Below are 23,277 nucleotides of genomic sequence, written 5' to 3'. Positions count from 1 at the left end.
TAACAACAATTCACTTCGCATTGTTTGCTGTGGCCACTAGAATTCGTAGCGTATCGAGGAGAACCGTCATGAACGTCTCGCAGTTGCCGTCGACCCCTACCGCGCCGCTTCGCCCCACCCAACTTCCCGTTGTGGAGCGCCAGCCCGAGCTGGCTGCCAAGCAGGAACCGAAGACGCTGTCGTCAGACCAGAAGGAAATGGTCGAAACGATGTACATCGGTAACCAGCAGCAGAACCAGGTTGATATCTACATGGCCGTGGCCGCCGCGCAGCAGGACGCCGAGGCGACGGTGACCGTGCAGCAGGACGACAACCTTGACATGTCGGTCAACATCAACCGACCCAACGGCGAGCAGGTCTACCCCTACCAGAGCGGCAGCGTGCTCGACACCCGCGCCTGATCGATCTGTTCGATGCAGTGAAAAGCCCCGCAGTGCGGGGCTTTGTCTTGGGCGCTACTTGGTGGCGACGCGGGTGCGCGCCAGCGGCGGGTTGGCTGCGAAATAGCGCTTGATGCCGGCAAACAATGCCAGCGCCATTTTTTGCTGATAATCCTCGCTGATCAGGCGCTTTTCCTCTTCCGGATTGGAGATGAACGCCGTCTCGACCAGCACCGACGGGATATCCGGTGCCTTCAGCACGGCGAAACCCGCTTGTTCGACGTGGGCCTTGTGCAGGCGGTTGATGCCGCCAAGCTCGCCCAGCATATGCTTGCCGACCTTGAGGCTGTCGTTGATGGTCGCCGTCTGGGTCAGGTCCATCAGCGTGCGGGCGAGGTGGGCATCCTTCACATCGAGCTTCACGCCACCGATCAGATCGGCGTCGTTCTGCGTCTGCGCCAGCCAGCGCGCGGCGGTCGACGTGGCGCCGCGCTCGGATAAGGCGAACACCGACGAGCCGTTGGCCTCGGGCCGGGTGAAGGCATCGGCATGGATGGAGATGAACAGATCGGCCTTGGCGGCGCGCGCCTTGCGTACCCGCGTGCCCAGCGGCACGAAATAGTCGCCGTCACGCGTCAGCACCACTCGCATGTTCGGCTCCGCCTCCAGCAAGGCCTTGAGCCGTCGCGCGATCTCCAGCACCACGGTCTTTTCGTGGTTGCCACGCGGTCCGACCGCACCGGGGTCTTCGCCGCCGTGGCCAGGATCGAGTACCACGGTGACCAGGCGATCGACCTTGAGGTCTTCACGCCGCACTGGCGCGTCAGTTGCCGGTTGATTGGACCGCGCCGTTTCCGGCTTGATCGGCTCAGGAATGGCGGCGGTGGGCGGCGTCTGCTGATCGTCGAGAAAGGCGAGCAGCGGATCGGTCTGCACGGCGGGATAGGCATCGACGACCAGCCGGTGCTGGTAGTCGCTGACCGGCGGCAGCGTGAATACCTGTGGCTTGATCTCGGTCTTCAGATCGATCACCAGCCGCACCACGCCCGGTTTGAAGCGGCCTGCGCGCAGCTGCTGGATATAAGGATCGTCCGCGCTCACCTTGCCGGCCAGACTCTGCAGCTCGTTGTTGAGATCGATGCCTTCGAGGTCGACGACGAGCCGATTCGGGTTCTTCAGCAGGAACTGCTTGAACGTGAGCGGCGCATCCGATTCGATGGTGACGCGGGTGTAGGCCTGCGCCGGCCACATCCGCACTGCCACCACCGACGGCGTAGCAGCACGGGCGCCGACTGGCAGCACCGAGAGCAGCAGCACGCTGCCTGCGGCGCTCAGCAGCTGGCGGCGGGTCGGGTTCAGGTCGGCAGGGCGAGGCGGGCGAGGCATGCGGTTCCGTGGGGTGTTCTGGCGGCGATCTCGGCGATTCGTCCTTCAGCCTGCGGCGCCAGCTGGATCAACCAATCCGGCTCGGGCAATAACGCTGCGGCCTTGTCGGCCCATTCGATCAGGCAAACGCTTTCCGGATTGAAGTAATCACGAAAGCCTGCGTCTTCCCATTCGGAAGGGTCGTGAAATCGATACAAATCAAAGTGATACAAGTATAAATTCGAAACCACATAAGGTTCAACCAGCGTGTAGGTGGGGCTTTTCACACGACCGGTGTGGCCGAGTGCACGCAGCAGACCGCGCGTGAGTGTGGTCTTGCCGGCGCCGAGGTCGCCTTCGAGGAATACGACGAGGCCGGCTTCCAGCGCGCCGGCCAGCGCCGCGCCCAGCGCCAGCGTGGCCGCTTCGTCGGCGAGAAACAGCTTTCGCGTATCATCTGGGGTATGCATAGGCAGCTCGACGTTCTGGATAAGGAAGAGGTGGCGGCGCAGCTCAAGCGCTGGGCCGAGGAGCTCGGGTTTGCCCGCGCGGCCATCACCGGCACCGATCTTGGCCACACCGAGGCGGGCCTCGTGGCATGGCTGGACGCCGGTTTTCACGGCGAGATGGATTATATGGCACGACACGGCCTCAAACGCGCCCGCCCGACCGAGCTGGTACCGGGCACGCGCTCCATCGTCAGCGTGTTCCTGCCGTATCTGCCGCCGTCGTCCGCGCAGAGCGAAGCGGTGCTGGCCGATGGCAGCAAGGCTTACCTGTCGCGCTACGCGTTGGGGCGCGACTACCACAAGGTGCTGAGAGCCAAGCTGCAGCAGCTCGCCGACCGGCTCACCGCGCTGATCGGCCCCTACGGTCATCGCGTATTCGTCGATTCGGCGCCGGTGCTGGAAGTGGCGCTCGCCGAGCGGGCGGGCCTGGGCTGGCGCGGCAAGCACACGCTGCTGATCAACCGCGACCATGGTTCGTTCTTCTTCCTGGGCGAGCTCTTCACCGACCTTGACCTGCCGCTCGATCCGCCGACCGAGAACGAGCACTGCGGCCGCTGCACCCGCTGCCTCGATTTCTGTCCGACCCGCGCCATCGTCGCGCCATACACGGTCGATGCGCGTCGTTGTATCTCCTACCTCACCATTGAACTCAAGGGCAGTATTCCCGTCGAGTTGCGGCCCATGTTGGGCAATCGTGTCTATGGGTGTGACGACTGCCAGCTGGTCTGCCCATGGAACCGCTTCGCGGCATTGACCGGGGAGAACGATTTCCATGTGCGCCACGGCCTCGACGATGTCGAGCTGGTCGAACTCTTTGCCTGGAGCGAGGCCGATTTCCAGCAGCGCATGGCCGGCAGCGCCGTCTACCGCATCGGCTACGAACGCTGGCTGCGCAATCTGGCGGTCGGCCTCGGCAACGCGCCGACCAGCGACGCCGTGCTCAATGCACTGCGCGCGCGCCAGGACGACAGCAGCGCACTGGTGCGCGAGCACGTGATCTGGGCTTTGCAACAACACGGAGTGCAGGCTTGAGCGAGGCACCGCTGACCATACAGGCGCTGGGCGAATGCGCGCTGACGCTGACGGTAGGCACCGACCTGCCCAGCCAGCGCCGGCTGTGGGCAGCCTGGCATGCACTGCAGCAACGCCTGCCTGAGGTCGAGTGGGTGCTGGGCATGGGCAACCTCAGCGGGCGCTTCGATCCGCTGGTCACGGCGGCGCGTTTGGTCGAAAAGGCGCTGGAAGGCGCGTGGACCCATAGCTTGGGCGGCAAGTTCGGCGAGGGGCGGGTGATCGAGATCCCGGTGCGTTATGGCGGCGAGCAGGGGCCGGATCTTGCCGTCGTCGCCGCGTTGCTCGATCTGGCCGAATCCGAAGTGATAGAACGGCATACGGCGGCGGAATACGTCGTCTACTGCCTGGGTTTTCTGCCAGGCTTTGCCTATCTGGGTGGGCTCGATGCGCGCATTGCCGTGCCGCGGCGTGCCGAGCCGCGCCGGCGCGTACCGGCAGGCTCGGTCGGCATTGCCGGCAACCAGACCGGCGTTTATCCGCTGGCGTCTCCAGGTGGCTGGCAATTGATCGGCCGCAGCGACATACAACTATTCGATCCTTACCGTGAAACGCCGGTGCTCCTGGCTCCGGGCGATACGGTGCGCTTCGTGGCGGTGCCATGAGCCTCACCGTGCTCAAACCAGGCCCGCAAACCACGGTCGAGGATCTGGGGCGCCCGGGCTATCGGGCGCTGGGCGTGCCTGCCGGCGGCGCATGCGATACACCCGCGTTGCGCATTGGCAATCGGCTGGTCGGCAACCCGGAAGGCGCTGCCGCACTCGAAGTGACGCTGGGTGGCTTGCAACTGGGCTTCGAACAAGATTGTGTCTTCGCGCTCACCGGCGCCATGGTGGCGGCGCAGCTCGATGGCATCCCGGTGCCCGGCTGGCAGAGCGTGCGTGCGTCGGCAGGTAGCGTGTTGTGTCTGGGCTATGCCAACGCGGGCGCGCGCATTTACCTGTGCGTGGCCGGCGGCATCGACGTGCCACCGGTGCTGGGCAGCCGCGCGACTGCATTGCTGGCGGGGCTCGGCGGTTACGCCGGTCGCGCGCTGCGCGCCGGCGATGTGCTGCGCGTGGGCAAGCCGGACCAACCGGCAAGGGCTGGCGCCGCGGTGCGCGCGCCACAGCGCGGCGAAGTGCTGCGGGTGCTGCCGGGCCCGGAATGGCCGCAACTTGCACGTACGCAGCAAAAAGCCCTGCTGGGCGCGGTGTGGACGTTGAGCCCGGATAGCAACCGCATGGGTGCGCGGCTCGCAGGGCCGACGCTGGCGCTCGATGGTTCCGGCGAGCTGGCGTCGCACGCGGTGCTGCCGGGCGTGGTGCAACTGCCGCCGTCGGGCCAACCGATCATCCTCTTGGCCGATGCGCAGACAACGGGCGGTTATGCCAAGCCGCTGGTGGTCATTGCCGCTGATCTATGGCGGGCCGCGCAATTTTCGCCCGGTGAACGCGTGCGCTTCGCCGAGGTCAGTGGCCAGGGGGCGTTGGCGGCTCTCTTGGCACAGCGAGACTGGATCAACCGCATTACAAGGAGCTTGGCATGGCCGCTGTGATCGATCTGAATGCAGACCTGGGCGAAGGCTACGACTACGACGAAGCGCTGATGCCGCTGATCTCGTCGGTCAACGTAGCGTGCGGCGGACACGCCGGCGACGTGGACACCATGCGCCGTACGGTGAGGCTGGCCAAGCAACACGGCGTAGCCATCGGCGCCCATCCGAGCTACCCGGATCGCCAGCATTTCGGCCGGGTCTCGCTCGATCTGTCGCCCATGCTGCTGGTGGAGGTGCTGACGTCGCAGTTGTGGGCGCTCAATGCCGTCTGTATCGAGGAAGGCGTCAGCATCGCCTACGTCAAGCCGCATGGCGCGCTTTACAACGACGCGGCCCGCAATCCCGCGCTGGCGCAACTCCTGGCCGAGACCATACGCGAGATTGACCCGGAGCTTGCTCTGATGGGCATGGCAGGTTCGGTGCTGCTCACGGCGGCCGCGGCGGCGGGTTTGCGCCCAGTGGCGGAGGCCTTTGTCGATCGCGCCTACCAGGCCAACGGGCAGCTGGTTCCGCGTAGCCACCCCAATGCGGTGCACGACGACGCAGCCATCGCCGTTGGCCAGGCGTGCGATCTGGTGCTCAAGGGAGGCTTGCGCGCCGAAAACGGAAGCTGGCTGGCCATCGTTGCGCAGAGTCTTTGTCTGCATGGCGACACGCCGCTGGCGCACCGGTTTGCCGAGCGGCTGCGCGCGGAATTCGCCAGCCGGGAGATCACGGTGGCACCGGCCTGGTTGCTGGCTTAGCGCCTGTTTGGGGGCTTGCCGGCTTGACCCCAAGGATACTGGGCATTTCCGGCGCGTTGCCGCCGGGGCAAGCCACCCCAAGTTATTTATCGCGCCACGCGTCCTGCGCCTTGCCGCATGCCGGCACAGCCCCGAGCGCGGTCGCGATCGGATCGTAAACGACCACTTCGGCGATCGACCAAGCTCAGTGGCTTGGGTACGCGGTGCCGAGCGCGTAGAATCCCGCCTTTCGGGAGCCGTTCCATGTCCACCCCCCAAGCCCATCATGCCATTGGCGTCTTCGATTCCGGCGTAGGCGGCCTTACGGTCGTGCGCGCGCTGATGGACAGACTGCCGTTCGAGCACATCACTTATTTTGGCGATACCGCGCGCGTGCCCTACGGCGTGAAATCGGTCGCGACCATCGAGCACTACACGCAGCAGATCGCCGATTTCCTGCTGCAGCGTGACGTGAAGATGCTGATCATCGCCTGCAACACCATGGCCGCCGTCGCCGCCGAAGCGGTGCGCGCCAGCGCCAGCGTGCCGGTGCTCGACGTGATCGAGGCCGGCGCTAAGAATGCCGTCGCTCATACGCTATCGGGTGGCATCGGCGTGATCGGCACGCCGACCACGATCAATTCCAACGCCTATGCCCGCGCCATCCACCAGCTCAACCCGGATTGCCGCGTCTACTCGCAAGCCTGCCCGCTGTTCGTGCCACTGGTGGAGGAGGGCTGGCTCGATCATCCGGTCACCCGGCTGACCGCGCAGGAATACCTGAAGCCGGTGTTCGTCGAGCGCATCGATACGCTGGTGCTCGGCTGCACCCACTATCCGCTGCTCAAGCCGCTGCTGCTCGATGTCGCCGGCAGCCGCACCGGCCTGGTCGATTCGGCGATCTCCATCGCCGACCAGGCGGCCGAATTGCTGCAGCAGCAGGGTCTTGCCAATCCGAGCCGCGAGCGCCCGAGCTATCGCTACCACGTGACCGACGTGCCGGTGAAGTTCCAGACCATAGGCGAGCGCTTTCTCGGCCGCAGCCTGGGGCAGGTCGAGCTGGTGCAGTGGTAATTGTGGTCTGAACGCATGATTGCCCTGCCACCGGCCAGCCCACTCGGCTAAGGTGGCAATGTCCCACTGCCGCGTCGTCTTGCCATGCTCTACGGCCTCACTATCCTCTGTGCCTTCCTGCTCGCCGGCGAGATGATCGCCCGCATCGCCGGCCTGCCGATACCCGGCAGCGTGCTAGCCATGCTGTTGCTCACCGGCTGGCTGCTGATGCGGCGTGGCGTCGAGCCCCGGGTGGCGCGGGTTTCGTCGGGGTTGTTGCGCTATATGCCGCTGTTCTTCGTGCCGGCTGGCGTCGGCGTGATGGAGCTGGGCCCGCGTCTCGCGACCGAGGGCTGGGCGATGGCGGCGGTGATCGCATTGTCCACCGCGATCACGCTGGCAGTGACGGCACTGACGCTGCAATGGCTGCTGAGGCGGCGGCGATGAACACATTGGCCGCGCACTGGCAGCAGGCATGGGCCTGGCTGCATGACTTCCCCGCCTTGTGGCTGGTGGTGACGGCCGCCGTGTTCCTGCTGGCCGACAAGGCATTCCGCCTGACTCGTCACTTCCCGCTGTGCAACCCGCTGCTGCTGACGATGGCGGGCCTCGCGCTGGCGCTGACGCTGTTTCAGGTGCCCTATGCCGATTATTTCCGCGGCGCACGGCCACTGCACTGGCTGCTCGGGCCCGCCACGGTGGCGCTGGCGGTGCCGCTGTACCTCAACCTGCATCACGTACGCGCTTCGCTCGCGCCATTGACCATCGCCTTGGCGGTGGGCGGCCTCACCGGCATCGCCAGCGCGCTGCTGCTGGGCCAGCTATTCGGCCTATCAGCCGTATCGTTGATCTCGTTTGCGCCCAAGTCGGTGACCACGCCGATCGCGATGGCGATTTCGGAGCATCTGGGCGGCTTGCCGGCGTTGACCGCCAATGTGGTCATCGTCACCGGCATTTTCGGTGCGGTGATCGTGGCGCCGATGATGCGCTTGCTTGGGGTGAAGGACTTGATGGTGCAAGGCTTCGCGCTCGGCGTCGCCGCCCATGGCCTGGGTACCGCGCGTGCGGTGCAACTCTCTCAGACTGCTGGCGCGTTCTCCGGGCTGGCGATGGGGCTGAACGCCGTGCTCACCTCGCTGGCGCTGCCGCTGATCCTGGCGGTGTGGCCGATGTAAAGCGGCGTGCGTGCTAAAAACCGCGAACCCGAAGGCGCCCTGGCCGTGCGCAGCAGGGCCAGACGTTGCGCCACGTGGCTGATCGGTTGCGTTGGCCGCGCTTATTCGACAACGATCTGCATCAGTTGCCAAGCGCAACGCCGGTAGTACTCGGTGTTGCGCAGCTCGACGTGCGTATCGAACGGATACATCACGAATAGCGGCCCCTTGTCGCGCACGGTCATCAGCTTGCCATTGCGCTTGCGCGCGAGGATCACGTTATAGCGCTGGCTATCGTCGATCGGAATGATCGTGACATAGTCGTTCAGCGCCCTCAGCGACAACTGCGTGCCACGCATACCCACTGCGGCCAGCACGTCGCGCAGCAACGGGCCTTCGAAGGTCTGGGGCTGCGGATACCAGGGGGTCGGGACGGTGAGGCGGTATTGCTTGAAACGCTGCAGCATCGCGTCGTCGAACAAGGCAGGGCCTGGCTGGCCGTGCTCGATGGCGCTGGAAATGGTCAGCACCACCGGCCCTTTCGGCGTGTCCCGCGCGCCCGAGAGCGGGCTGAGCAGGGCCAGAAGGCAGGCCAGCAGCCAACGGCGGGTCAGAATGTCGGTCATGGCGGATCGATTTCGGTTGGTTGGATGCTCAAAGCGCCCCGGGTGGTGGCGCAAAGCTGGCTGGCAGCAGCGTGCAGTGCATCGGAGGGCGTGGCTTCCAGCTCGGCGAGCCGCTGTGCGAGTAAGTTGGCGCCGATCTGCAGCGCGATGCCGCGAGCACTGTGGGCATGCCGCCGCCGCGTGTCGGCGTCGTCGCTGGCGGTGTAGTCGGCAAGCAGGGCGTCGATGCGCGCGAGGCCGCGCTGGGCCAGCTCGCGCCAACGCTCGGCGGTGCAGCCCAGCTGCTTGCACGCTTGTTCCTCGTCGCACAGCAAAGGGCTGGGCGCGAGCGAGGCAGGTTCGCTTTGTCGTGCGAATACCGCGTCGGTGAGCGATCGGATCGTGAACGGCTTGGCCAGCCACAGGTTCACGCCCTGCGCCGCCAGCTCGCCTTGCGGTTTCAATCCGGCGCTGACCAGCACGATGCGACCGGCCCAACCTCGCGCGCGCAGTGCGCGGCTGGCGGCCAGGCCATCGAGCCCCGGCATGTTGTAGTCGAGCAGCACGCAATCGCAGTCCGGATCGGCCGACAGCTCGTCGAGCACCGACAAACCATTGTCGACGGCGCGGACCTCGGCGCCGGCGGCGGTGAGGATATCGCGCATCAGCTGCAGATTGATGTCCTGGTCATCGGCGATCAATAGCTTGAGGCCGTCCAGCCGCGTCGGGCCTGAATCGGGGACGGTCGGTGCCGCCGCCGCCGCGGTGGCGCGTACCGTCAGCGTAAAGGTCGAGCCGTGCCCCTGCGTGCTGTCCACGGTGATCTCGCCGCCCATACGCCGTGCGTAGTCCTGGCTGATGTACAGGCCCAGCCCGGTGCCGCCGACGAGCTTGCCGCTCTGCGTCTGCTCGAACGGGTTGAACAGCCGCACGAGCTCGTCCTGGCCTATGCCAAGGCCGGTATCGCGGATGCGGGCGCGTAGCAACAGGCCATCGGCATCCTCCTGCCCGTCGAGCTGGGCCACCACGATGCCGTTTGCGGTGAACTTGAGCGCGTTGCCGATCAGATTGATCAGGATCTGCCTCAGCTTGCGACCGTCCAGCGCGAGGTAGGGAGGCAGCTCGTTGCTGACGGTCAGCGAGAAATGGGTGTGCTGCGCCAGTGCCTGCGATTCGAAAATGGCGTGGAGATCGTCTGCCAGTTCTGAGAGCGTGATCGTTTCCTCGCTCAGCTGCACACTGCCGGCTTCGATCTTGGCAACGTCGAGCACATTGCCGATCAGCCCCGAAAGATAGTGGCTGCTCTGGCGCACGTGCTCCAGATGGCGGCGTTGCTCCGGCGCGAGGCCGTCGTTGTTCAGCAGCTGCTCTGAATAACCGATGATGGCAGTCAGCGGCGTGCGCATTTCGTGGCTGATACTGGCAAGGAAACGGGTCTTGGCGGCGCTGGCGGTCAGGGCGTCGGCGCGGGCCGCATCGAGCTCGCCACTGCGGCGTTCGCTGCGCCACACCTCGCGCAGCGCAATCGCGGCAAACAGCAGCATCAGTAGGAACTGCAGCAGCTGCAGCGCGATACGCCAGTCGCCCAACGTCACGATCAGCTTCTCGTTGTGCAACAGCCGATCGCTGAAACGGGCCTGCAGTTCCTGGATGGCCAGGTGAACCTGAGGTTCGATGCGATCGAGTGTCCTGTTCAGCGCGACAAGATCAGCCGGCGTGAGCCCGCGCACGATGCGGGGATCGAATTCGGTAAACAGCCGGTTTATCGGGGCCAGCAGCTCGCTGTAGGTATGCCCCTCGCCAAACAGGCTTTTCATTGCGCCGTTCTGCGTGCTGACGACCCGGCTGACCAGGATGTCGTAGCGCAGGGTCAGCTCGGCCAAGCGTTCGGGCTCGTGGCGCGCCAGCCGTGCCGCGGTGCTGAAGCGCATGAACTCGCGATTCAGCGAGAAGGTATTCCACGATTCATCCTGGGTGCTGAAATCGGTGACGCCGGCGAGGCGCTCGCGCAGCTGATACTCGCACCAGATGGTCAACGCAAGAATTCCGCCCAAGACGCAAAGCGTGACCCAGAATGCCGTGCGGACCCGACGGGGGATAGGCTGGCGCAGTGTGGTCATGAGCACCTAGGGGAAAACCTGTACGGAACGCGATTTTATCCGTAAGACCTGCGAAATGCGAATGCCGTGTGGTGGAAAAGAAGCACAGGCTTCCGTTCAGGCCGCTGCATCGACCACGCGGGCGTCGCTGGCATTGCCATTGTCATAGGCATTGCCCAGCTTGCGCTGCTTGGTGGACTGCTGGGCCAGTTCGGCCTGTGCCTGCAGTTCCATCGCACGGCCTTGCGCCGCGATGGCGCGGTCGGCGTTGGAAGGATCGGCGGGTGCCAGCGCGGCAGCCTGGATGACACGGGCTTTGCGCAGCGTTTCCTCCGGTGTGTTGCCGGGCGAGAGATCGATGCGTACTTCGCCGGCGACCGCGTAGCGTTGGCCATCGGGGCCGGTGACCAGCTCGAAGCTGGCACCGCTCATCGCCAGCCCGGACGCCGCCGCCAGATGGGCCTGTTCATGCGCCCGTACTTGGCGGTCTGTCTGTGTCAGCGATTGCACCAGCGCTTCATCCTGCGGGCTCAATTCCTGGTCGGGCGTGATGCGATGTGATGCCGTGTTGGCATAACGCGACGACGAGGTCCCCAGGCCCGTCCATGTGGAGTAGGCGCTGTCGGGCCCATGTAGGGCATAAGAGGTGGCGCTGCCGATTTCCATCGGTGGGTGCTCGACATCCAAGTAACTGAATGTTAAGCACAAGTCGGCGTTGGGCGCAGCGTAAAGCACGCGTGCTGGTGCGATGGATGCGCCGTTCGTCGCAGGCCGCCGACGATCGGTTAGGCGTGGCTAAAAAACGCCGGCAAAGCGGTTCTGGCCATCAGCGCGAAGCGCCCGCAAAGGCGGCGCATTGCACTTCCGTCGGTTGCCCTGAAGGGCGATGACCGGAACCCCTTCGGTTGCAGAAAGTACACGACGGATGGCCGGCGAGCACGAAGCCGCCGAGGATCTGTCGGCGGTGCTAAACACGCAACAGGGCTTCACGCCCGGGCAGCCAGCGATCCAGATGAGCGATCGTGGCCGGCAAGTCGTTGGCGAGCAGCCCTTCGGCCGCTTCACGGGCAGCTTCGACGAGGTCGGCATCGGCCTCCAGATCGGCAAAGCGCAGCATCGGCACGCCCGATTGCCGCACGCCGGCAAGCTCGCCCGGCCCGCGGATGCGCAGGTCTTCCTGGGCGATGACGAAGCCGTCGGTGTTCTCGAAGATCACCCGCAACCGCGCCTTGGCCGTGTCGCCCAGCGGCCCGCTGTAGAGCAGCACACACAGGCTGGCGTGGGCACCGCGACCGACGCGGCCGCGCAGCTGGTGCAATTGCGCGAGGCCCATGCGCTCGGCGTGTTCGATCACCATCAGGCTGGCGTTGGCGACATCCACGCCAACCTCGATCACCGTGGTCGCCACCAGCACCTGGATGCGGTTGGCGATGAATTCGGCCATCACCGCCGCCTTCTCGTCCGGCTTCATCCTGCCGTGCAACAGGCCGACGGCCACGCCTTGCAGTTCTTCCGACAACTGCGCGTGGGCATCGACCGCCGTCTGCAACTGCAATGCTTCGGATTCCTCGATCAGCGGGCACACCCAGTACACCTGGCGACCCTCCATCACCTTGGCGGCAATGCGCGCTATCACCTCGTCGCGGCGGGCGTCCGAGATCAGCTTGGTCACGATGGGCGTGCGCCCCGGTGGCAACTCGTCGATCACGCTCACGTCCAGATCGGCATAGAAGCTCATTGCCAGCGTGCGCGGTATCGGCGTGGCGCTCATCATCAGCTGGTGAGGGCTTGAACCCTTGGCACGCAGCGCCAACCGCTGCGCAACGCCGAAGCGATGCTGCTCGTCGACGATGACGAGGCCCAGGTTTTTGAATTCCACCTGCTGCTGGAAAATGGCGTGGGTGCCGACCACCAGCGGCGCGGTGCCGAGGGCCGCATCCTCGATCGCGGCGCGCTTGTCCTTGGCCTTGAGGGAGCCGGCCAGCCACACCACTTTGATGCCCAGCGGCGCGAGCCAGCTCGAGAGTTTGCGATAGTGCTGCTCGGCCAGGATTTCGGTCGGCGCCAACAGCGCCACCTGGTAGCCACATTCGATCGCATGGCAGGCGGCAATGGCGGCAACGATGGTCTTGCCCGAACCGACGTCGCCCTGCAGCAGCCGCTGCATCGGATGCGGCGTTTTCAGATCGCGTGCGATGTCGAGCAAGACCCTGTTCTGCGCGCGCGTCAGTGCGAACGGCAGGCTGGCAACGAGTTGCGCGGCGAGGCGACCGTCGGCCGCGATCACCGGTGCGTTCTTCTCGCGCCGCGCGGCGCGCGCCATGCGCAGGCTGAGCTGCTGTGCCAAGAGCTCGTCGAACTTCAGCCGGCGCCAGGCCGGGTGGGTGCGGTGCTGCAGCAGCACGTTGGGGATGTCCGGCGTGGGCGCGTGCAAGAGCTGCACGCTGTCGGCAAAGGCCGGCAAGCCGTAGTCGGCCAGCATCGCGGCGGGCAGCGTATCGGAGAGCCGGCACTCGCGCAGCGCCTTGCCGATCAGCTTGGCGATCGCCGCCTGGTTCATGCCAGCCGTGGTCGGGTAGACGGGGGTCAGCGCCTCGGACAGCGCCGCGCCGTCGCCCACGCTCTTGATCTTGGGGTGGACCATTTCGTCACCCCAGAAGCCGCGGCGGATTTCGCCGTACAGCCGCACCCGCTTGCCGACAGCGAGCTGCGCCGCCTGGTTGGGGTAGTAGTTGATCAGCCGCACCACCAGCATGCCGCTGGCGTCCGCCACGCGCGCCACCAGCTGCTTCTTGGGGCGGAACATCACATCCAGCGTTTGCACCTCGCCCTCGACCAGCACGCTCGTGCCCATCAGTGCATCGGCGATTGGCAGCAGCTGGGTCTCGTCCTCGTAGCGCAGCGGTAGGTGCAATACCAGGTCGAAGGCACGATTGATCCCGAGCTTGGCCAAGCGCGACTGAAGGGTAGGGGCGAGGGCGGCGAAATCCATAGTGGAACGGTCGTTCTGCGTGCGGCTACTTTAGCCGGTTTACCGGGGGGCGCAAAGCCACATCAAACCGTCATCGGCCGGTTTCAAGATGTCTGCCGCACCGGCTGCTATGGTGACACCCGGGCCGTGGGCGGCGGGATCCGACAACAACACGATCGAAAGGAGTGCATATGCAAGTCCAGAACTATCTGTTTTTCGCCGGCCGCTGCGAGGAGGCGTTGGCCTTCTACCACGATGTACTCGGTGCGCAGATTGGCTACCTGATGCGTTTTTCCGATGCGCCCGAAGGCCAGCAAGGCGACGTGGCCTGGCGCGAAAAGGTGATGCACGCCAACGTGACCATCGGTGAAACGCAATTGATGGCATCCGATGGCATGCCAAGCCAGCCGGTGGCCATGAGCGGTTTCAGTCTGTCGCTGAGCCCGGCCACGCAGGAGGAAGGCCGGCGCCTGTTCGATGCGCTGGCCGAGGGCGGCGAGGTGCAGATGCCATACGGCCCCACCTTCTGGGCGCAGGGCTTTGGCATGCTCCGCGACCGGTTCGGCGTGCCGTGGATGGTGAACGTCGAGCGTTGATCATGGCCGGGGCCGCAGCCCCGGCTTCGCGGGGTCAGGCCTGCTGCATCGTCACATGGTGCGGATGGCTGGCGATGCGATCGAGCCAGGCGCGCACGGCGGGGAAGCTATCGAGCGAGAAGCCGCCCTCGTTCGCCACGTGGGTGTAGGCGTAGAGCGAGATGTCGGCGATGGTGTAGTCGCTGCCGGTCAGGTAGGGCGTCTTCGCCAGTTGTTGCTCCATCACTGCCAGTGCCTTCAGGCCACCGGCCTGCTTGGCGTCGAACTCGGCGCGGCGCGCCTCGGGCAGGCCGAGGTAGTGCTTGATGAAGCGCGCCACCGCGATATAGGGCTCGTGGCTGTATTGCTCGAAGAATTGCCATTCGAGCACACGGGCACGGGCGAGGCGCTCACTCGGCAGGAACGGCGTGCCCTCGGCCAGGTAGTTGAGGATGGCGTTCGATTCGCTGATGCACTCGCCACTGGGCAATACCAGCACCGGAATCTTGCCGTTGGGATTCAGCTGCAGGAATTCGGCGCTGCGGGTGTCGCCTTGCAGGATGTTCACGTGGCGCCATTCATGCGCGAAGCCCAGCAGGGTCAGCAGCAGCTTGATCTTGTAGCAGTTGCCCGAAGCGATATCGCCATAGACGATCATGATGTGTTCCTAGGATTGCGCCGAGGGGCCGATCACGCCGGCTTCATTCTTCGTAGTAGGTACGGATGGCCTGCAGCACCTTGGGTTGGCTCTTGTAGCGCGTCTTGATGCGGCTGATGTCACTATCGACGGTGTCACAGCGCAGCTTGGTCAGCTCCCGGTTGCGCTTCTTGTCCGCTTCCGAACCATCGCCGTTGAACTCACCGGCGAGATGGTTGCAGGTCACGCCGCGATCGAGCACGGCGGCGGCATCCTTGGGCAGGGTCTTCAAGGTCTTGTCGTAGTGCTGCCAGGGGTCATACTCAGCTGCCGCATGGCCGGACAGCAGGAGCAGCAAGGCAAGGCCGGTGCATTGCGCCATCATGGTTGTGGCTTCCTCAGTGCGGGCACCGCAGGCAGGTCACGCAATCCCCGGGCTTCTTCCGGATGGCGGGCCCGTTCGGCGGACGTCAGGCTGGGCGTAGACTTGGCGATTCGGCCCGATCGCAGCCGGTGCGATCGGGCAGCGAAACGATTAGAAGGGTTGGGTAGCCGGACCCGCGCTCTTGAAGCCCTGGATATCGCGCACGTTCTTTTGCACGGCCACGGCGCCGAACAGGCTCAGCAAAAAGGCCATGGCGTAAAAGCCCTTTTCCGAATTGGTAAGCGTGGCGTTCCACAGGCCGATGGCCAAGAGGGCGACGGCCAGGATCACCGATACCCACGCGAGGCTGTAGTACATGCCCGTGACAGGAATGTCTTCCAGTCGATCACGCACCGATTTTTGCAGCGATACGGCGGCAAACAAGCCATAGCTCAGCAGCACGAAGTAATAACCCTTTTCGTTGAGCTGCATCTGGGCATTCCACAGCCCGAGCAGATAGACCACGGCACCGATCAGCAAGGCGGCCCAAGAGGCTGCGACGAAGGCGCCGGACGGGCGCTGGATGGATGCGGACATGGATTTCCTCCTGATTTTGATGGTCATGGGCGCGGCGGCCCAGCTCGTCTGCGTCACTGCGTGCACGCAGCCGCGCGGGAGCAGTTTTATCACGTCGCTACAGGTGTGGCGAGATTTTTGTCAATTTGACGTCAGAAAAACAAATCAGTCAGGTAACGCCTGCGTGCTCCATCTCGTGCCGGTAGCTCGCTCGCTTGTCTGACATGGCGCCACTTGCAGGGCACAGCCTTGGCCGGTCATGCGTGGCAGCGCCAGTGTCCCGTCCGGGCAACGATGCCTAGTCGCGCCGCCCCACCAGCTGCAGGCGCTGCAGCGCCAGCGTGGCGCGTGGCTCGAAGTTGCCCCATAGCGCGGCGCGCAGCGCGTCGGCCTCGGCGGCGTAGCGGGTATCGAGCAGGGCGGCGCTGCCCTGTTCTTCCCACTGCGCTCGGTTGACGCGGTATTGCGCCAGCCTGAGGTTGCAATAGTTCGCCAGCTGGCTGGCCAGCGCCCGATCGGCCTGGTTCAGCCGCCACGGTTGCTGCATCGCCACCACGCACTGCTGCCACGATTGCTGCGCGGCTTCGAACTGCGCAAGCCGGGCGTCCTCGTTGCCTGCGAGCCAGAAGCCGCGAAAATCGCCGTAGCTGTTGTTGGCCACGATGGCCTGCTCGATGGCGCGATCGAAATGCAGCGCGTCGCTGCGGCTGGTCCAGGTGATCGCGGCCAGCAGCAGTGCACAAGCGAGGCTGATCGCAGCGTAGTTCAACCACGGCCGTGTACGCCCTGCTGCGCCGGCGTAGACGGCGGCCAGGAGCGCACCGCCCGCCAGGCCGCCGAGGTGACAGGCATTGTCGATGCCGGGAATGGCAAGCCCCATGCCGATATTGAGCGCAATGATGACGGCCAGCTGCCGGATCCTGGTATCGGCACGGCGTATGCGCTGGCGAAACAGCAGCAGCAAGGCCAGATAGGCCCCCGCCAAGCCCATGATGGCGCCGGACGCACCGGCACTGATCACCAAGGGGTTCCACCATGCACTCGCCAGGCCGCCGATCAGGCCGCCGCCCAGATAGATGGCGCCATAGCGGGCACGTCCGACAAAGCGCTCGACCAGCGGGCCCAACACCAGCAGCGAATACATGTTCACCGCCAGGTGCAGTGCGCCGATGTGCAGGAACATGCTGATGAAGAGTCGCCAGGGCTCGTCGCCCAGCGTGAGCACGGAGAAGTTCGCTCCCCAGTTCACCAGCGTGCTGCCATGCGCACCATCGAGCGGCACGCCCATGGCCAGCTGTACGACAAAGACCGCGACATTGGCCGCGATCAAGAATGCGGTGACGGGAAAACGGCGTGACCAGGTGGCAAGGAGCATGAAGAAGATCCGGGAGCGGGCAAGCGATGCTAGCGGTCCGCCGGGGCGGCGACAAGCGTCCACGCGACTGGCATACGCTGTGGGAATAGGCCGACGCCATGATCCGAGATGAGCCGGCAGCCCGCCAGCCGGTGCGGCTGTACTTTTTCCTCACTGCGGCAGGGCGCCGTACCGGATCACTACAAAGGAAAAACAATCATGAAACTACTGAAGCTGCTATTGCTGGGTATCGTCTCCGCCACCTTGCTATCGGCCTGCGGTGGCGGGGACGATGATATCGACGATCGACTGGATATTGCCGACCCCAAGGTTCGCTTGGTCCACGCCATTCCGGCCGGGCCGAACGTCACGATCTATCGCAATGGCGCTGCCGTGGCCGATGCGACCGATGTGGGCTACAAGTTCGCCTCGCAGTATTTCGATGTGGATAGCGGCCAGACCGAGCTCGCGGTCAAGAGCCCGGACGGCACCACCAGCTATGGCGCGGTGGCGCTGGATGCCAAGCGCGGCGACAAGTACACCGCGGTGGCGCTGATCGGCGATGGCGCGGCCGATGTGCTGCTGATCGAAGACCCGTACAACAAGGGCATAACCAGCGACGACGCCCGGGTGCGCGTGGTCAACGCCGCGTTCAATGCGCAGAACATCGATGTTTACCTGACTGCGCCAGGCGTGGATATCAACACCGTCAGCCCGGATTTCGCCGCAGTCACCTACAAGACCGCCAACCCGTCCTCGGGCAACGATTCCAAGGAGCTGGAAGGCGGCGACTACCTGCTGCGCATCACCACCGCCGGCAGCAAGACGGTGATCTTCCAGTCCACGGTGACGCTCGCCAAGAACGCCGACTGGCTGTTGCTGCCGATTCCGGCCGATGGCATCGGTGCGCTGGTGCCGGAAAGCATCAAGGTACTGGTCGCCAAGTCCGATGACGCGTCCAAGGCCACCCTCGAGCTGGTGAATACGCCCTAACCTTGCAGCTTCGGGGTAAACAGAAAAGCCCGGCTTCGGCCGGGCTTTTCCACATTGCGGCGCGCCACAAGGCGTACTGGCCGGCCCCGTATTCGCCCTTCACACCATTCTGTGCGCTTCGATCGGCGCACCGTCAGCGAACTGCAGTGCTGCCAGCCTGGCATACAGCGGCGAGCTCGCCAGCAGTTCGGCATGGCTGCCTTCGGCAACGATGCGGCCGTGCTCCAGTACCACGATGCGATCGGCCTGCTGCACGGTGGCCAGGCGATGCGCGATCACCAGCGTGGTGCGGTTGTGCGCGGCATTGTCGAGCGCCTGCTGCACCGCGCGCTCGCTCGCGGCGTCGAGCGCGCTGGTGGCTTCGTCCAGCAGCAGGATGGGCGGGTTCTTGAGGATGGCGCGGGCGATGGCGATGCGCTGACGCTGCCCGCCCGAAAGACGCACGCCGCGCTCGCCGAGGAAAGTGTCATAGCCTTCGGGCAAGGCATCAACGAAGTCGCTGGCGGCAGCCATTTCGGCGGCGGCGCGCACTTCGGAATCGCTAGCGTCCAGCCGGCCGTAGCGGATGTTGTCGGCCACGCTGCCGGCAAAGATCACCGTTTCTTGCAGCACCACGCCGATCTGCGAGCGCAGCTCGGCCAGCGCGAGATCGTGGGTGGCAATGCCATTGAAGGTGATGCGGCCGTGCTGCGGGTCGTACAGCCGCAACAGCAGCTGGAACAGTGTGGTCTTGCCCGCGCCGCTCGGGCCCACCAGCGCCACGTGCTCGCCGGGCTGGATATGCAGCGTCAGGTCGTCCAGCGCGGCAATGCCGGGGCGCGACGGGTAGGCGAACCCCACTGCCTCGAAGCGCAGGCCTTCACCCTGTTGCGGCAGGGGCAGCGGCAGCCCTGTATCGGCTACCGGCGATTGCAGCGCCAAGAGCTCCAGCAGCCGTTCGGCCGCGCCGGCGGCGCGTTGCAGATCGCCCCATACTTCGGCGATGCCGCCCACCGCGCCGGCGGTGACCACGGCATAGAGGATGAACTGCGACAGCTCGCCCGCGCTCATGCGGCCATCCATCACCGCCTGGGCGCCCAGCCACAGCACGAACACCACGGCGGCGAACACCAGCAGGATCACCACCGCAGTCAGCCACGAACGGGCGCGGATGCGCTGCAGCGCGGTGGCGTAGGCCGACTCGACCGAGGCGGCGAAGCGCGCAGCCTCGTACGGCTCGCGGGTGAACGACTGCACGGTGGGCATGGCGTTGAGGATTTCACCGGCCAGCGCGCTGGCATTGGCCACCTTGTCCTGGCTGGCCTTGGAGAGCCGCCGCACCTGGCGGCCGAACACCAGGATGGGTGCGATCACCAAGAGCAGCGTCAGCAGGATGTAGCCGGACAGCGCCGGACTCGTGACGATTAGCATGGTGAGCCCGCCCAGCAACAGGAAGGCATTGCGCAGCCCCATCGACAGGCTGGTGCCGACCACGGTCTGGATCAGCGTGGTATCGGTGGTGAGCCGCGACAGTACCTCGCCGGTCTGCGTGGTTTCGAAAAATTGCGGGCTCATCCGCAATACGTGCTCGTAAACCGCGCGGCGCAGATCGGCCGTGGTGCGCTCGCCCAGCCACGATACCCAGTAAAAGCGCAGCGCGGTGGCGGCGGCCAGCACCATCGAGACCGCGAACAGCGCGATGAAATAGCGATCGATATGCCCGCGGTTGCCTGCAGCAAAGCCCTGGTCGATCAGGTGGCGAAACGCCACCGGTAGCGTCAGCGTGGCACCGGCGGCCACGGCCAGCGCGGTAAAGGCGGCGATCCAGCGGCCGAGAAAGGGCCGCAGGAAAGGCAACAAGCCCAGCAATGGCGTGATACGGCGGGTCGGGGAAGGTGAGGGCATCGGGATTCCTGGCTCGATTACTCGGCTGCGGTGCCTACCATGAGGCCGCAGCTGTATAGGCGGGTTTGCGAACAGGTGAGGGTGAGGCCGCGCTTTTGCGAGTACCGGCGTATCAAGCGGTAAGCTGCCGCGTACGGCGCTCAGGCTTAGAATGGCGGCGCCGTTGTCCTGCCGCTCTTTTCACGATCGTCCGTTCCCCAATACGAGCTACACATGATGTTCATAGGGCACGGCCCAATTGCTGCCACCGCCGCTCCTCCCAGTTGGCGATTACGTCCTCAGGTGAGCCCATGATTCTGCGCGCAGTCCATTACCACTTGTTCGATCACGAGTTGCCAACGATATGGCCTGATGCGAGTTCGGCTTGGCACCAGATCGATGGCGAGGTGGCGTTGTGGTTCGATGGCGACGAGGTGTGCTTTGTCTCGTGGGCCAGCGCGCCTGGGGGATATTGCATCGAGCTGCAAGCGCAGTCGTTTGTCAACGAAGGTACGCTGACCGCTGTGGAGATGACGGCGCATCCCTACTGGGCGCCGCTGATAGGCCGGCCCATCGACACGCGATACGCAGATGCGCTGCGTGAGGTGCTGGTGCTGGAAGGCGGTGAAGACAGCTTGTTCCTGGCAGCGCAATACGGCGACGGCACGTTGGGTGGGGACTGTGTGCGAATCGCGAAGCAGCCGCCTTGCTGATGCTGGCCTCACCGGCCAGTCCAAACAAAAAGCCGACCCTCAGGGGTCGGCTTTTTGCTGGCAGCGGTAACGGTCAGATTTCCTCGTACAGCGGCAGCGTGAGGAATTCGGCGAACTCGGTGCTGGTGCTCATTGTTTCGAAGATGGCGGCAGCGCGGGCATAGGGCACGCGTTCGAACTCCGCATCGCCATGCTCGGCGCGGATGGCGTCCAGCACCTGCGGGATCATCGTGCGCACCAGCTCGGCGGTCACCTTGCGGCCGTCGTCGAGCACGCCCTTGGGCGAGCGGATCCACTGCCACACCTGCGAGCGGCTGATCTCGGCGGTGGCGGCGTCCTCCATCAGGTTGTGGATAGGCACGCAGCCATTGCCGGACAGCCACGAGCCCAGGTACTGGATGCCCACGTCGATGTTCATCCTCAGGCCCGCCTCGGTGATCGGCGTTTCGGGCTGGAAGTTGAGGATGTCGGCTGCGCGGGTTTGCACATCGTCGCGCTGCTTGGCGATCTGGTTGGGCGCGTCGCCCAGCACCTTCACCCATTCCTCCATCGCGATCGGCACGAGGCCCGGGTGGGCCACCCAGCCGCCGTCGAAGCCGTCGCCGGCATCGCGCGTCTTGTCGGCGCGCACGGCGGCCATGGCCTTTTCATTGGCGGCCGGATCGTTCTTGATTGGAATCAGCGCGCTCATGCCGCCGATGGCGGGGGCGCCGCGCTTGTGGCAGGCCTTCACCAGGTTCAGCGCATAGGCGCGCATGAAGGGCACGGTCATGGTGATCTGCGCACGGTTGGCCAGGCAGAAATCGGCGTTGGTCTTGAACTTCTTGATGCAGCTGAAGATGTAATCCCAGCGCCCGGCATTGAGCCCAGCCGAATGCTCGCGCAGCTCGTAGAGGATTTCTTCCATCTCGAACGCGGCGAGGATGGTCTCGACCAGCACGGTGGCCTTGATCGTGCCCTGGGCAAGGCCAAGCTCGGCCTGGCCGGCGACGAAGATGTCGTTCCACAACCGCGCTTCCAGGTGCGATTCCATCTTGGGCAGGTAGAAATACGGCCCAGTGCCGCGCGAGAGCTGTTCCTTGGCGTTGTGGAACAGGAATAGCGCGAAATCGAACACCCCGCCCGATACCCGTTCACCATCGACGGTCACATGCTTCTCATCGAGGTGCCAGCCGCGCGGGCGCACCACCAGCGTGGCGATCTTGTCGTTGAGCCGGTATTCCTTGCCCGACTCGTTGCGAAACGCCAGCGTGCGGCGCACGGCGGCCTTCAAGTTGAGTTGACCCTGGATCTGGTTGGACCAGTTCGGGGTGTTGGAATCCTCGAAATCGGTCATGTAGCTGTCCGCGCCGGAATTGAGCGCGTTGATGATCATCTTGGCCTCGACGGGGCCCGTGATCTCCACGCGCCGCAGCGCCAGATCGGCAGGCACCGGCGCGATCTGCCAATCGCCATTGCGGATGTGTGCCGTTTGCGGCAGGAAGTCCGGCAGCTTGCCGGCATCGAGCTCGGCCTGGCGCAGCGTGCGCGCGGCCAGCAGCTCCTGGCGGCGGCCGTTGAAGCGGCGGTGCAGCTTGGCAACGAAAGCCAGGGCATCGGGCGTGAGGATCCCGGCAAAGGCGGGGGTGATCTCGGCGTGGACTTGAACGCCGGCGGGCAAGGTGGACATGCGGTACTCCTGGGTTGCGGCTGGATGTTGCATTGCAGTGTAGTGCGCTGCGCCATCACAAAAAAGCGCTAAACTGCGACAGGTTCTTTTACTTTTAAGTACATAATGGATGCGCTCAAACAGCTACAGACGTTTGTTTCGGTAGTGAATCTGGGCAGCCTGTCTGCCGCCGCCCGTGCCGAGGGCGTGGTGCCGGCCGTGATCGGCCGCCGGCTCGATGCACTGGAAGAGCGCCTCGGCGCCAAGCTGCTGGTACGTACCACGCGGCGCGTCACCCTCACGCAGGAAGGCGCTGCTTTCTTCGAGGACGGCCAGCGCATTCTGGCGGATCTGGCCGACGCCGAAGCCGCCGTCGGCTCGGGCAGCGCCCGGGTGCGCGGCCACCTTCGCATCAGCGCCCCCGCGGGCTTCGGCCGCCGCCATGTGGCGCCGCACGTGGCCACCTTCCAGCGCCAGCACCCGGAACTGCGCGTCACGCTTGATCTGTCGGATAGGCTGGTGGACCTTGCTGGCGAGCGCATCGATTGCGCCATCCGTATCAGCGAGCTGGCCGATTCCAGCCTGGTAGCGGTGCGGCTGGCGGAGAACCGCCGCGTGGTGGTCGCCGCGCCGAGTTATCTGTCCACACGTGGCGTGCCGCAGACGCTGGACGATCTGGACCGCTTCGAGTGCCTATCACTCGGCGCGAGCCAGGCCCGCGGCTGGACCTTCAAGCAGGATGGCGAGCTTATCAGCCGCAAGGTGAGCGGCGTGCTCGAATGCAACGACGGCGCCGTGCTGCACGAGTGGGCGCTGGCGGGCTATGGCCTTGCCTGGCGCTCGCTGTGGGAGGTGAAGGACGATCTTACCGATGGCCGGCTGGTGACAGTGCTCGATGGCTACGCCTCGCCCGATTACCCGGTCTACGCAGTGATGCCGCAGCGCAAGCACCTCCCACAGCGGGTGAGGCGGTTTGTGGATCATTTGAAAACTGCTTATGGGGCGGTGGGGTATTGGGATTAAGGGGGCGTAGCGCTTTCAGCGCGTGTTGGGGCGATTTGCGCCTGCGGCGCGGTGGTTTAGGTGCG

General features: G+C 65.1%; 25 protein-coding genes. 13 read left to right on the top strand and 12 right to left on the bottom strand.

Going from position 1 to position 23,277, the window contains the following annotated elements; genetic code table 11:
- The first annotated feature begins 68 nt into the window (after positions 1–68).
- Entirely contained in the window at positions 69–401 is a 333-nt protein-coding gene (locus NLI84_RS11020; RefSeq protein ID WP_255990147.1) for a hypothetical protein, read from the top strand.
- 54 nt (positions 402–455) lie between these two features.
- Here NLI84_RS11020 and NLI84_RS11015 read toward each other — a convergent pair whose 3' ends face one another.
- Together NLI84_RS11015 and tsaE are read right to left on the bottom strand one after the other, a co-directional pair.
- Positions 456–1,766: an N-acetylmuramoyl-L-alanine amidase gene (locus NLI84_RS11015; RefSeq protein WP_255990146.1), complete on the bottom strand. Its 1,311-nt coding sequence runs from the start codon at positions 1,764–1,766 to the stop codon at positions 456–458.
- Entirely contained in the window at positions 1,736–2,215 is a 480-nt protein-coding gene (tsaE, locus tag NLI84_RS11010) for a tRNA (adenosine(37)-N6)-threonylcarbamoyltransferase complex ATPase subunit type 1 TsaE (protein ID WP_255990145.1), read from the bottom strand. Before tsaE ends, NLI84_RS11015 begins: the two co-directional genes overlap by 31 nt.
- On the opposite strand from tsaE, the gene queG reads away from it, so the two are divergent.
- From queG to NLI84_RS10975, 7 genes are all read left to right on the top strand, one after another.
- Positions 2,210–3,286 (top strand): tRNA epoxyqueuosine(34) reductase QueG, encoded by a 1,077-nt coding sequence (queG, locus tag NLI84_RS11005; RefSeq protein WP_255990144.1) that lies wholly within the window; start codon positions 2,210–2,212, stop codon positions 3,284–3,286. The two genes, tsaE and queG, sit on opposite strands and share 6 nt — an antisense overlap.
- Entirely contained in the window at positions 3,283–3,930 is a 648-nt protein-coding gene (gene pxpB / locus NLI84_RS11000; protein ID WP_255990143.1) for a 5-oxoprolinase subunit PxpB, read from the top strand. The genes queG and pxpB overlap by 4 nt, the downstream gene beginning before the upstream one ends.
- A complete protein-coding gene (locus tag NLI84_RS10995; protein ID WP_255990142.1) occupies positions 3,927–4,862 on the top strand; it encodes a 5-oxoprolinase subunit C family protein in 936 nt (311 codons plus the stop codon). The genes pxpB and NLI84_RS10995 overlap by 4 nt, the downstream gene beginning before the upstream one ends.
- On the top strand, positions 4,850–5,605 hold the full coding sequence (pxpA, locus tag NLI84_RS10990) for a 5-oxoprolinase subunit PxpA (protein WP_255990141.1): 756 nt from the start codon (positions 4,850–4,852) through the stop codon (positions 5,603–5,605). The genes NLI84_RS10995 and pxpA overlap by 13 nt, the downstream gene beginning before the upstream one ends.
- Positions 5,606–5,848: 243 nt before the next feature.
- Positions 5,849–6,658 (top strand): glutamate racemase, encoded by an 810-nt coding sequence (gene murI, locus NLI84_RS10985; protein ID WP_255990140.1) that lies wholly within the window; start codon positions 5,849–5,851, stop codon positions 6,656–6,658.
- 84 nt (positions 6,659–6,742) lie between these two features.
- Entirely contained in the window at positions 6,743–7,084 is a 342-nt protein-coding gene (locus NLI84_RS10980) for a CidA/LrgA family protein (protein ID WP_255990139.1), read from the top strand.
- Entirely contained in the window at positions 7,081–7,812 is a 732-nt protein-coding gene (locus NLI84_RS10975; RefSeq protein WP_255990138.1) for an LrgB family protein, read from the top strand. Before NLI84_RS10980 ends, NLI84_RS10975 begins: the two co-directional genes overlap by 4 nt.
- Positions 7,813–7,913: 101 nt before the next feature.
- On the opposite strand, the gene NLI84_RS10970 is transcribed toward NLI84_RS10975, so the two are convergent.
- The 4 genes from NLI84_RS10970 to recG form a co-directional block, all read right to left on the bottom strand.
- On the bottom strand, positions 7,914–8,417 hold the full coding sequence (locus NLI84_RS10970) for a putative pterin-binding protein (protein WP_255990137.1): 504 nt from the start codon (positions 8,415–8,417) through the stop codon (positions 7,914–7,916).
- Positions 8,414–10,516 carry a hybrid sensor histidine kinase/response regulator gene (locus NLI84_RS10965; protein ID WP_255990136.1) on the bottom strand — a complete coding sequence of 701 codons (2,103 nt, stop codon included), beginning with the start codon at positions 10,514–10,516 and terminating at the stop codon, positions 8,414–8,416. Before NLI84_RS10965 ends, NLI84_RS10970 begins: the two co-directional genes overlap by 4 nt.
- Before the next feature lie 96 nt (positions 10,517–10,612).
- Entirely contained in the window at positions 10,613–11,161 is a 549-nt protein-coding gene (locus NLI84_RS10960) for a putative metalloprotease CJM1_0395 family protein (RefSeq protein ID WP_255990135.1), read from the bottom strand.
- 301 nt (positions 11,162–11,462) lie between these two features.
- Positions 11,463–13,487: an ATP-dependent DNA helicase RecG gene (gene recG, locus NLI84_RS10955; RefSeq protein ID WP_255990134.1), complete on the bottom strand. Its 2,025-nt coding sequence runs from the start codon at positions 13,485–13,487 to the stop codon at positions 11,463–11,465.
- A 170-nt stretch (positions 13,488–13,657) separates the two neighbouring features.
- Here recG and NLI84_RS10950 point away from each other — a divergent pair, with 170 nt between their 5' ends.
- On the top strand, positions 13,658–14,062 hold the full coding sequence (locus tag NLI84_RS10950) for a VOC family protein (protein ID WP_255990133.1): 405 nt from the start codon (positions 13,658–13,660) through the stop codon (positions 14,060–14,062).
- Positions 14,063–14,096: 34 nt separating this feature from the next.
- Here NLI84_RS10950 and NLI84_RS10945 read toward each other — a convergent pair whose 3' ends face one another.
- From NLI84_RS10945 to yiaA, 3 genes are all read right to left on the bottom strand, one after another.
- The gene (locus NLI84_RS10945) at positions 14,097–14,699 is read right to left on the bottom strand and encodes a glutathione S-transferase family protein (protein ID WP_255990132.1); all 603 of its coding nucleotides are present in this window, start codon (positions 14,697–14,699) and stop codon (positions 14,097–14,099) included.
- A 43-nt stretch (positions 14,700–14,742) separates the two neighbouring features.
- Complete coding sequence (locus NLI84_RS10940) at positions 14,743–15,063, bottom strand: hypothetical protein (RefSeq protein WP_255990131.1); 321 nt, start codon at positions 15,061–15,063, stop codon at positions 14,743–14,745.
- A gap of 150 nt (positions 15,064–15,213) precedes the next feature.
- Positions 15,214–15,639: an inner membrane protein YiaA gene (gene yiaA, locus NLI84_RS10935; RefSeq protein ID WP_255990130.1), complete on the bottom strand. Its 426-nt coding sequence runs from the start codon at positions 15,637–15,639 to the stop codon at positions 15,214–15,216.
- On the opposite strand from yiaA, the gene NLI84_RS10930 reads away from it, so the two are divergent.
- On the top strand, positions 15,638–15,841 hold the full coding sequence (locus tag NLI84_RS10930) for a hypothetical protein (RefSeq protein ID WP_255990129.1): 204 nt from the start codon (positions 15,638–15,640) through the stop codon (positions 15,839–15,841). The two genes, yiaA and NLI84_RS10930, sit on opposite strands and share 2 nt — an antisense overlap.
- Before the next feature lie 75 nt (positions 15,842–15,916).
- On the opposite strand, the gene NLI84_RS10925 is transcribed toward NLI84_RS10930, so the two are convergent.
- The gene (locus tag NLI84_RS10925; RefSeq protein ID WP_255990128.1) at positions 15,917–16,993 is read right to left on the bottom strand and encodes a rhomboid family intramembrane serine protease; all 1,077 of its coding nucleotides are present in this window, start codon (positions 16,991–16,993) and stop codon (positions 15,917–15,919) included.
- Between the two features lie 198 nt (positions 16,994–17,191).
- Between NLI84_RS10925 and NLI84_RS10920 the strand changes: the two genes are divergently transcribed.
- Positions 17,192–17,965, top strand: a complete 774-nt coding sequence (locus NLI84_RS10920) for a DUF4397 domain-containing protein (protein ID WP_255990127.1) — start codon at positions 17,192–17,194, stop codon at positions 17,963–17,965.
- Positions 17,966–18,064: 99 nt separating this feature from the next.
- Here NLI84_RS10920 and NLI84_RS10915 read toward each other — a convergent pair whose 3' ends face one another.
- Complete coding sequence (locus NLI84_RS10915) at positions 18,065–19,849, bottom strand: ABC transporter transmembrane domain-containing protein (protein ID WP_255990126.1); 1,785 nt, start codon at positions 19,847–19,849, stop codon at positions 18,065–18,067.
- Positions 19,850–20,139: 290 nt separating this feature from the next.
- On the opposite strand from NLI84_RS10915, the gene NLI84_RS10910 reads away from it, so the two are divergent.
- Positions 20,140–20,541 (top strand): hypothetical protein, encoded by a 402-nt coding sequence (locus NLI84_RS10910; protein WP_255990125.1) that lies wholly within the window; start codon positions 20,140–20,142, stop codon positions 20,539–20,541.
- A 73-nt stretch (positions 20,542–20,614) separates the two neighbouring features.
- Here NLI84_RS10910 and aceB read toward each other — a convergent pair whose 3' ends face one another.
- Positions 20,615–22,210, bottom strand: a complete 1,596-nt coding sequence (gene aceB / locus NLI84_RS10905; RefSeq protein WP_255990124.1) for a malate synthase A — start codon at positions 22,208–22,210, stop codon at positions 20,615–20,617.
- Positions 22,211–22,315: 105 nt separating this feature from the next.
- On the opposite strand from aceB, the gene NLI84_RS10900 reads away from it, so the two are divergent.
- On the top strand, positions 22,316–23,212 hold the full coding sequence (locus tag NLI84_RS10900) for a LysR family transcriptional regulator (RefSeq protein ID WP_255990123.1): 897 nt from the start codon (positions 22,316–22,318) through the stop codon (positions 23,210–23,212).
- The last annotated feature ends 65 nt before the right edge of the window (positions 23,213–23,277 follow it).

This window comes from Chitinolyticbacter albus, from assembly GCF_024437655.1.
In the GTDB taxonomy this organism is placed as follows: Bacteria; Pseudomonadota; Gammaproteobacteria; order Burkholderiales; family Chitinibacteraceae; genus Chitinolyticbacter; species Chitinolyticbacter albus.
This window is presented reverse-complemented; position numbering and strand designations above follow the sequence as displayed.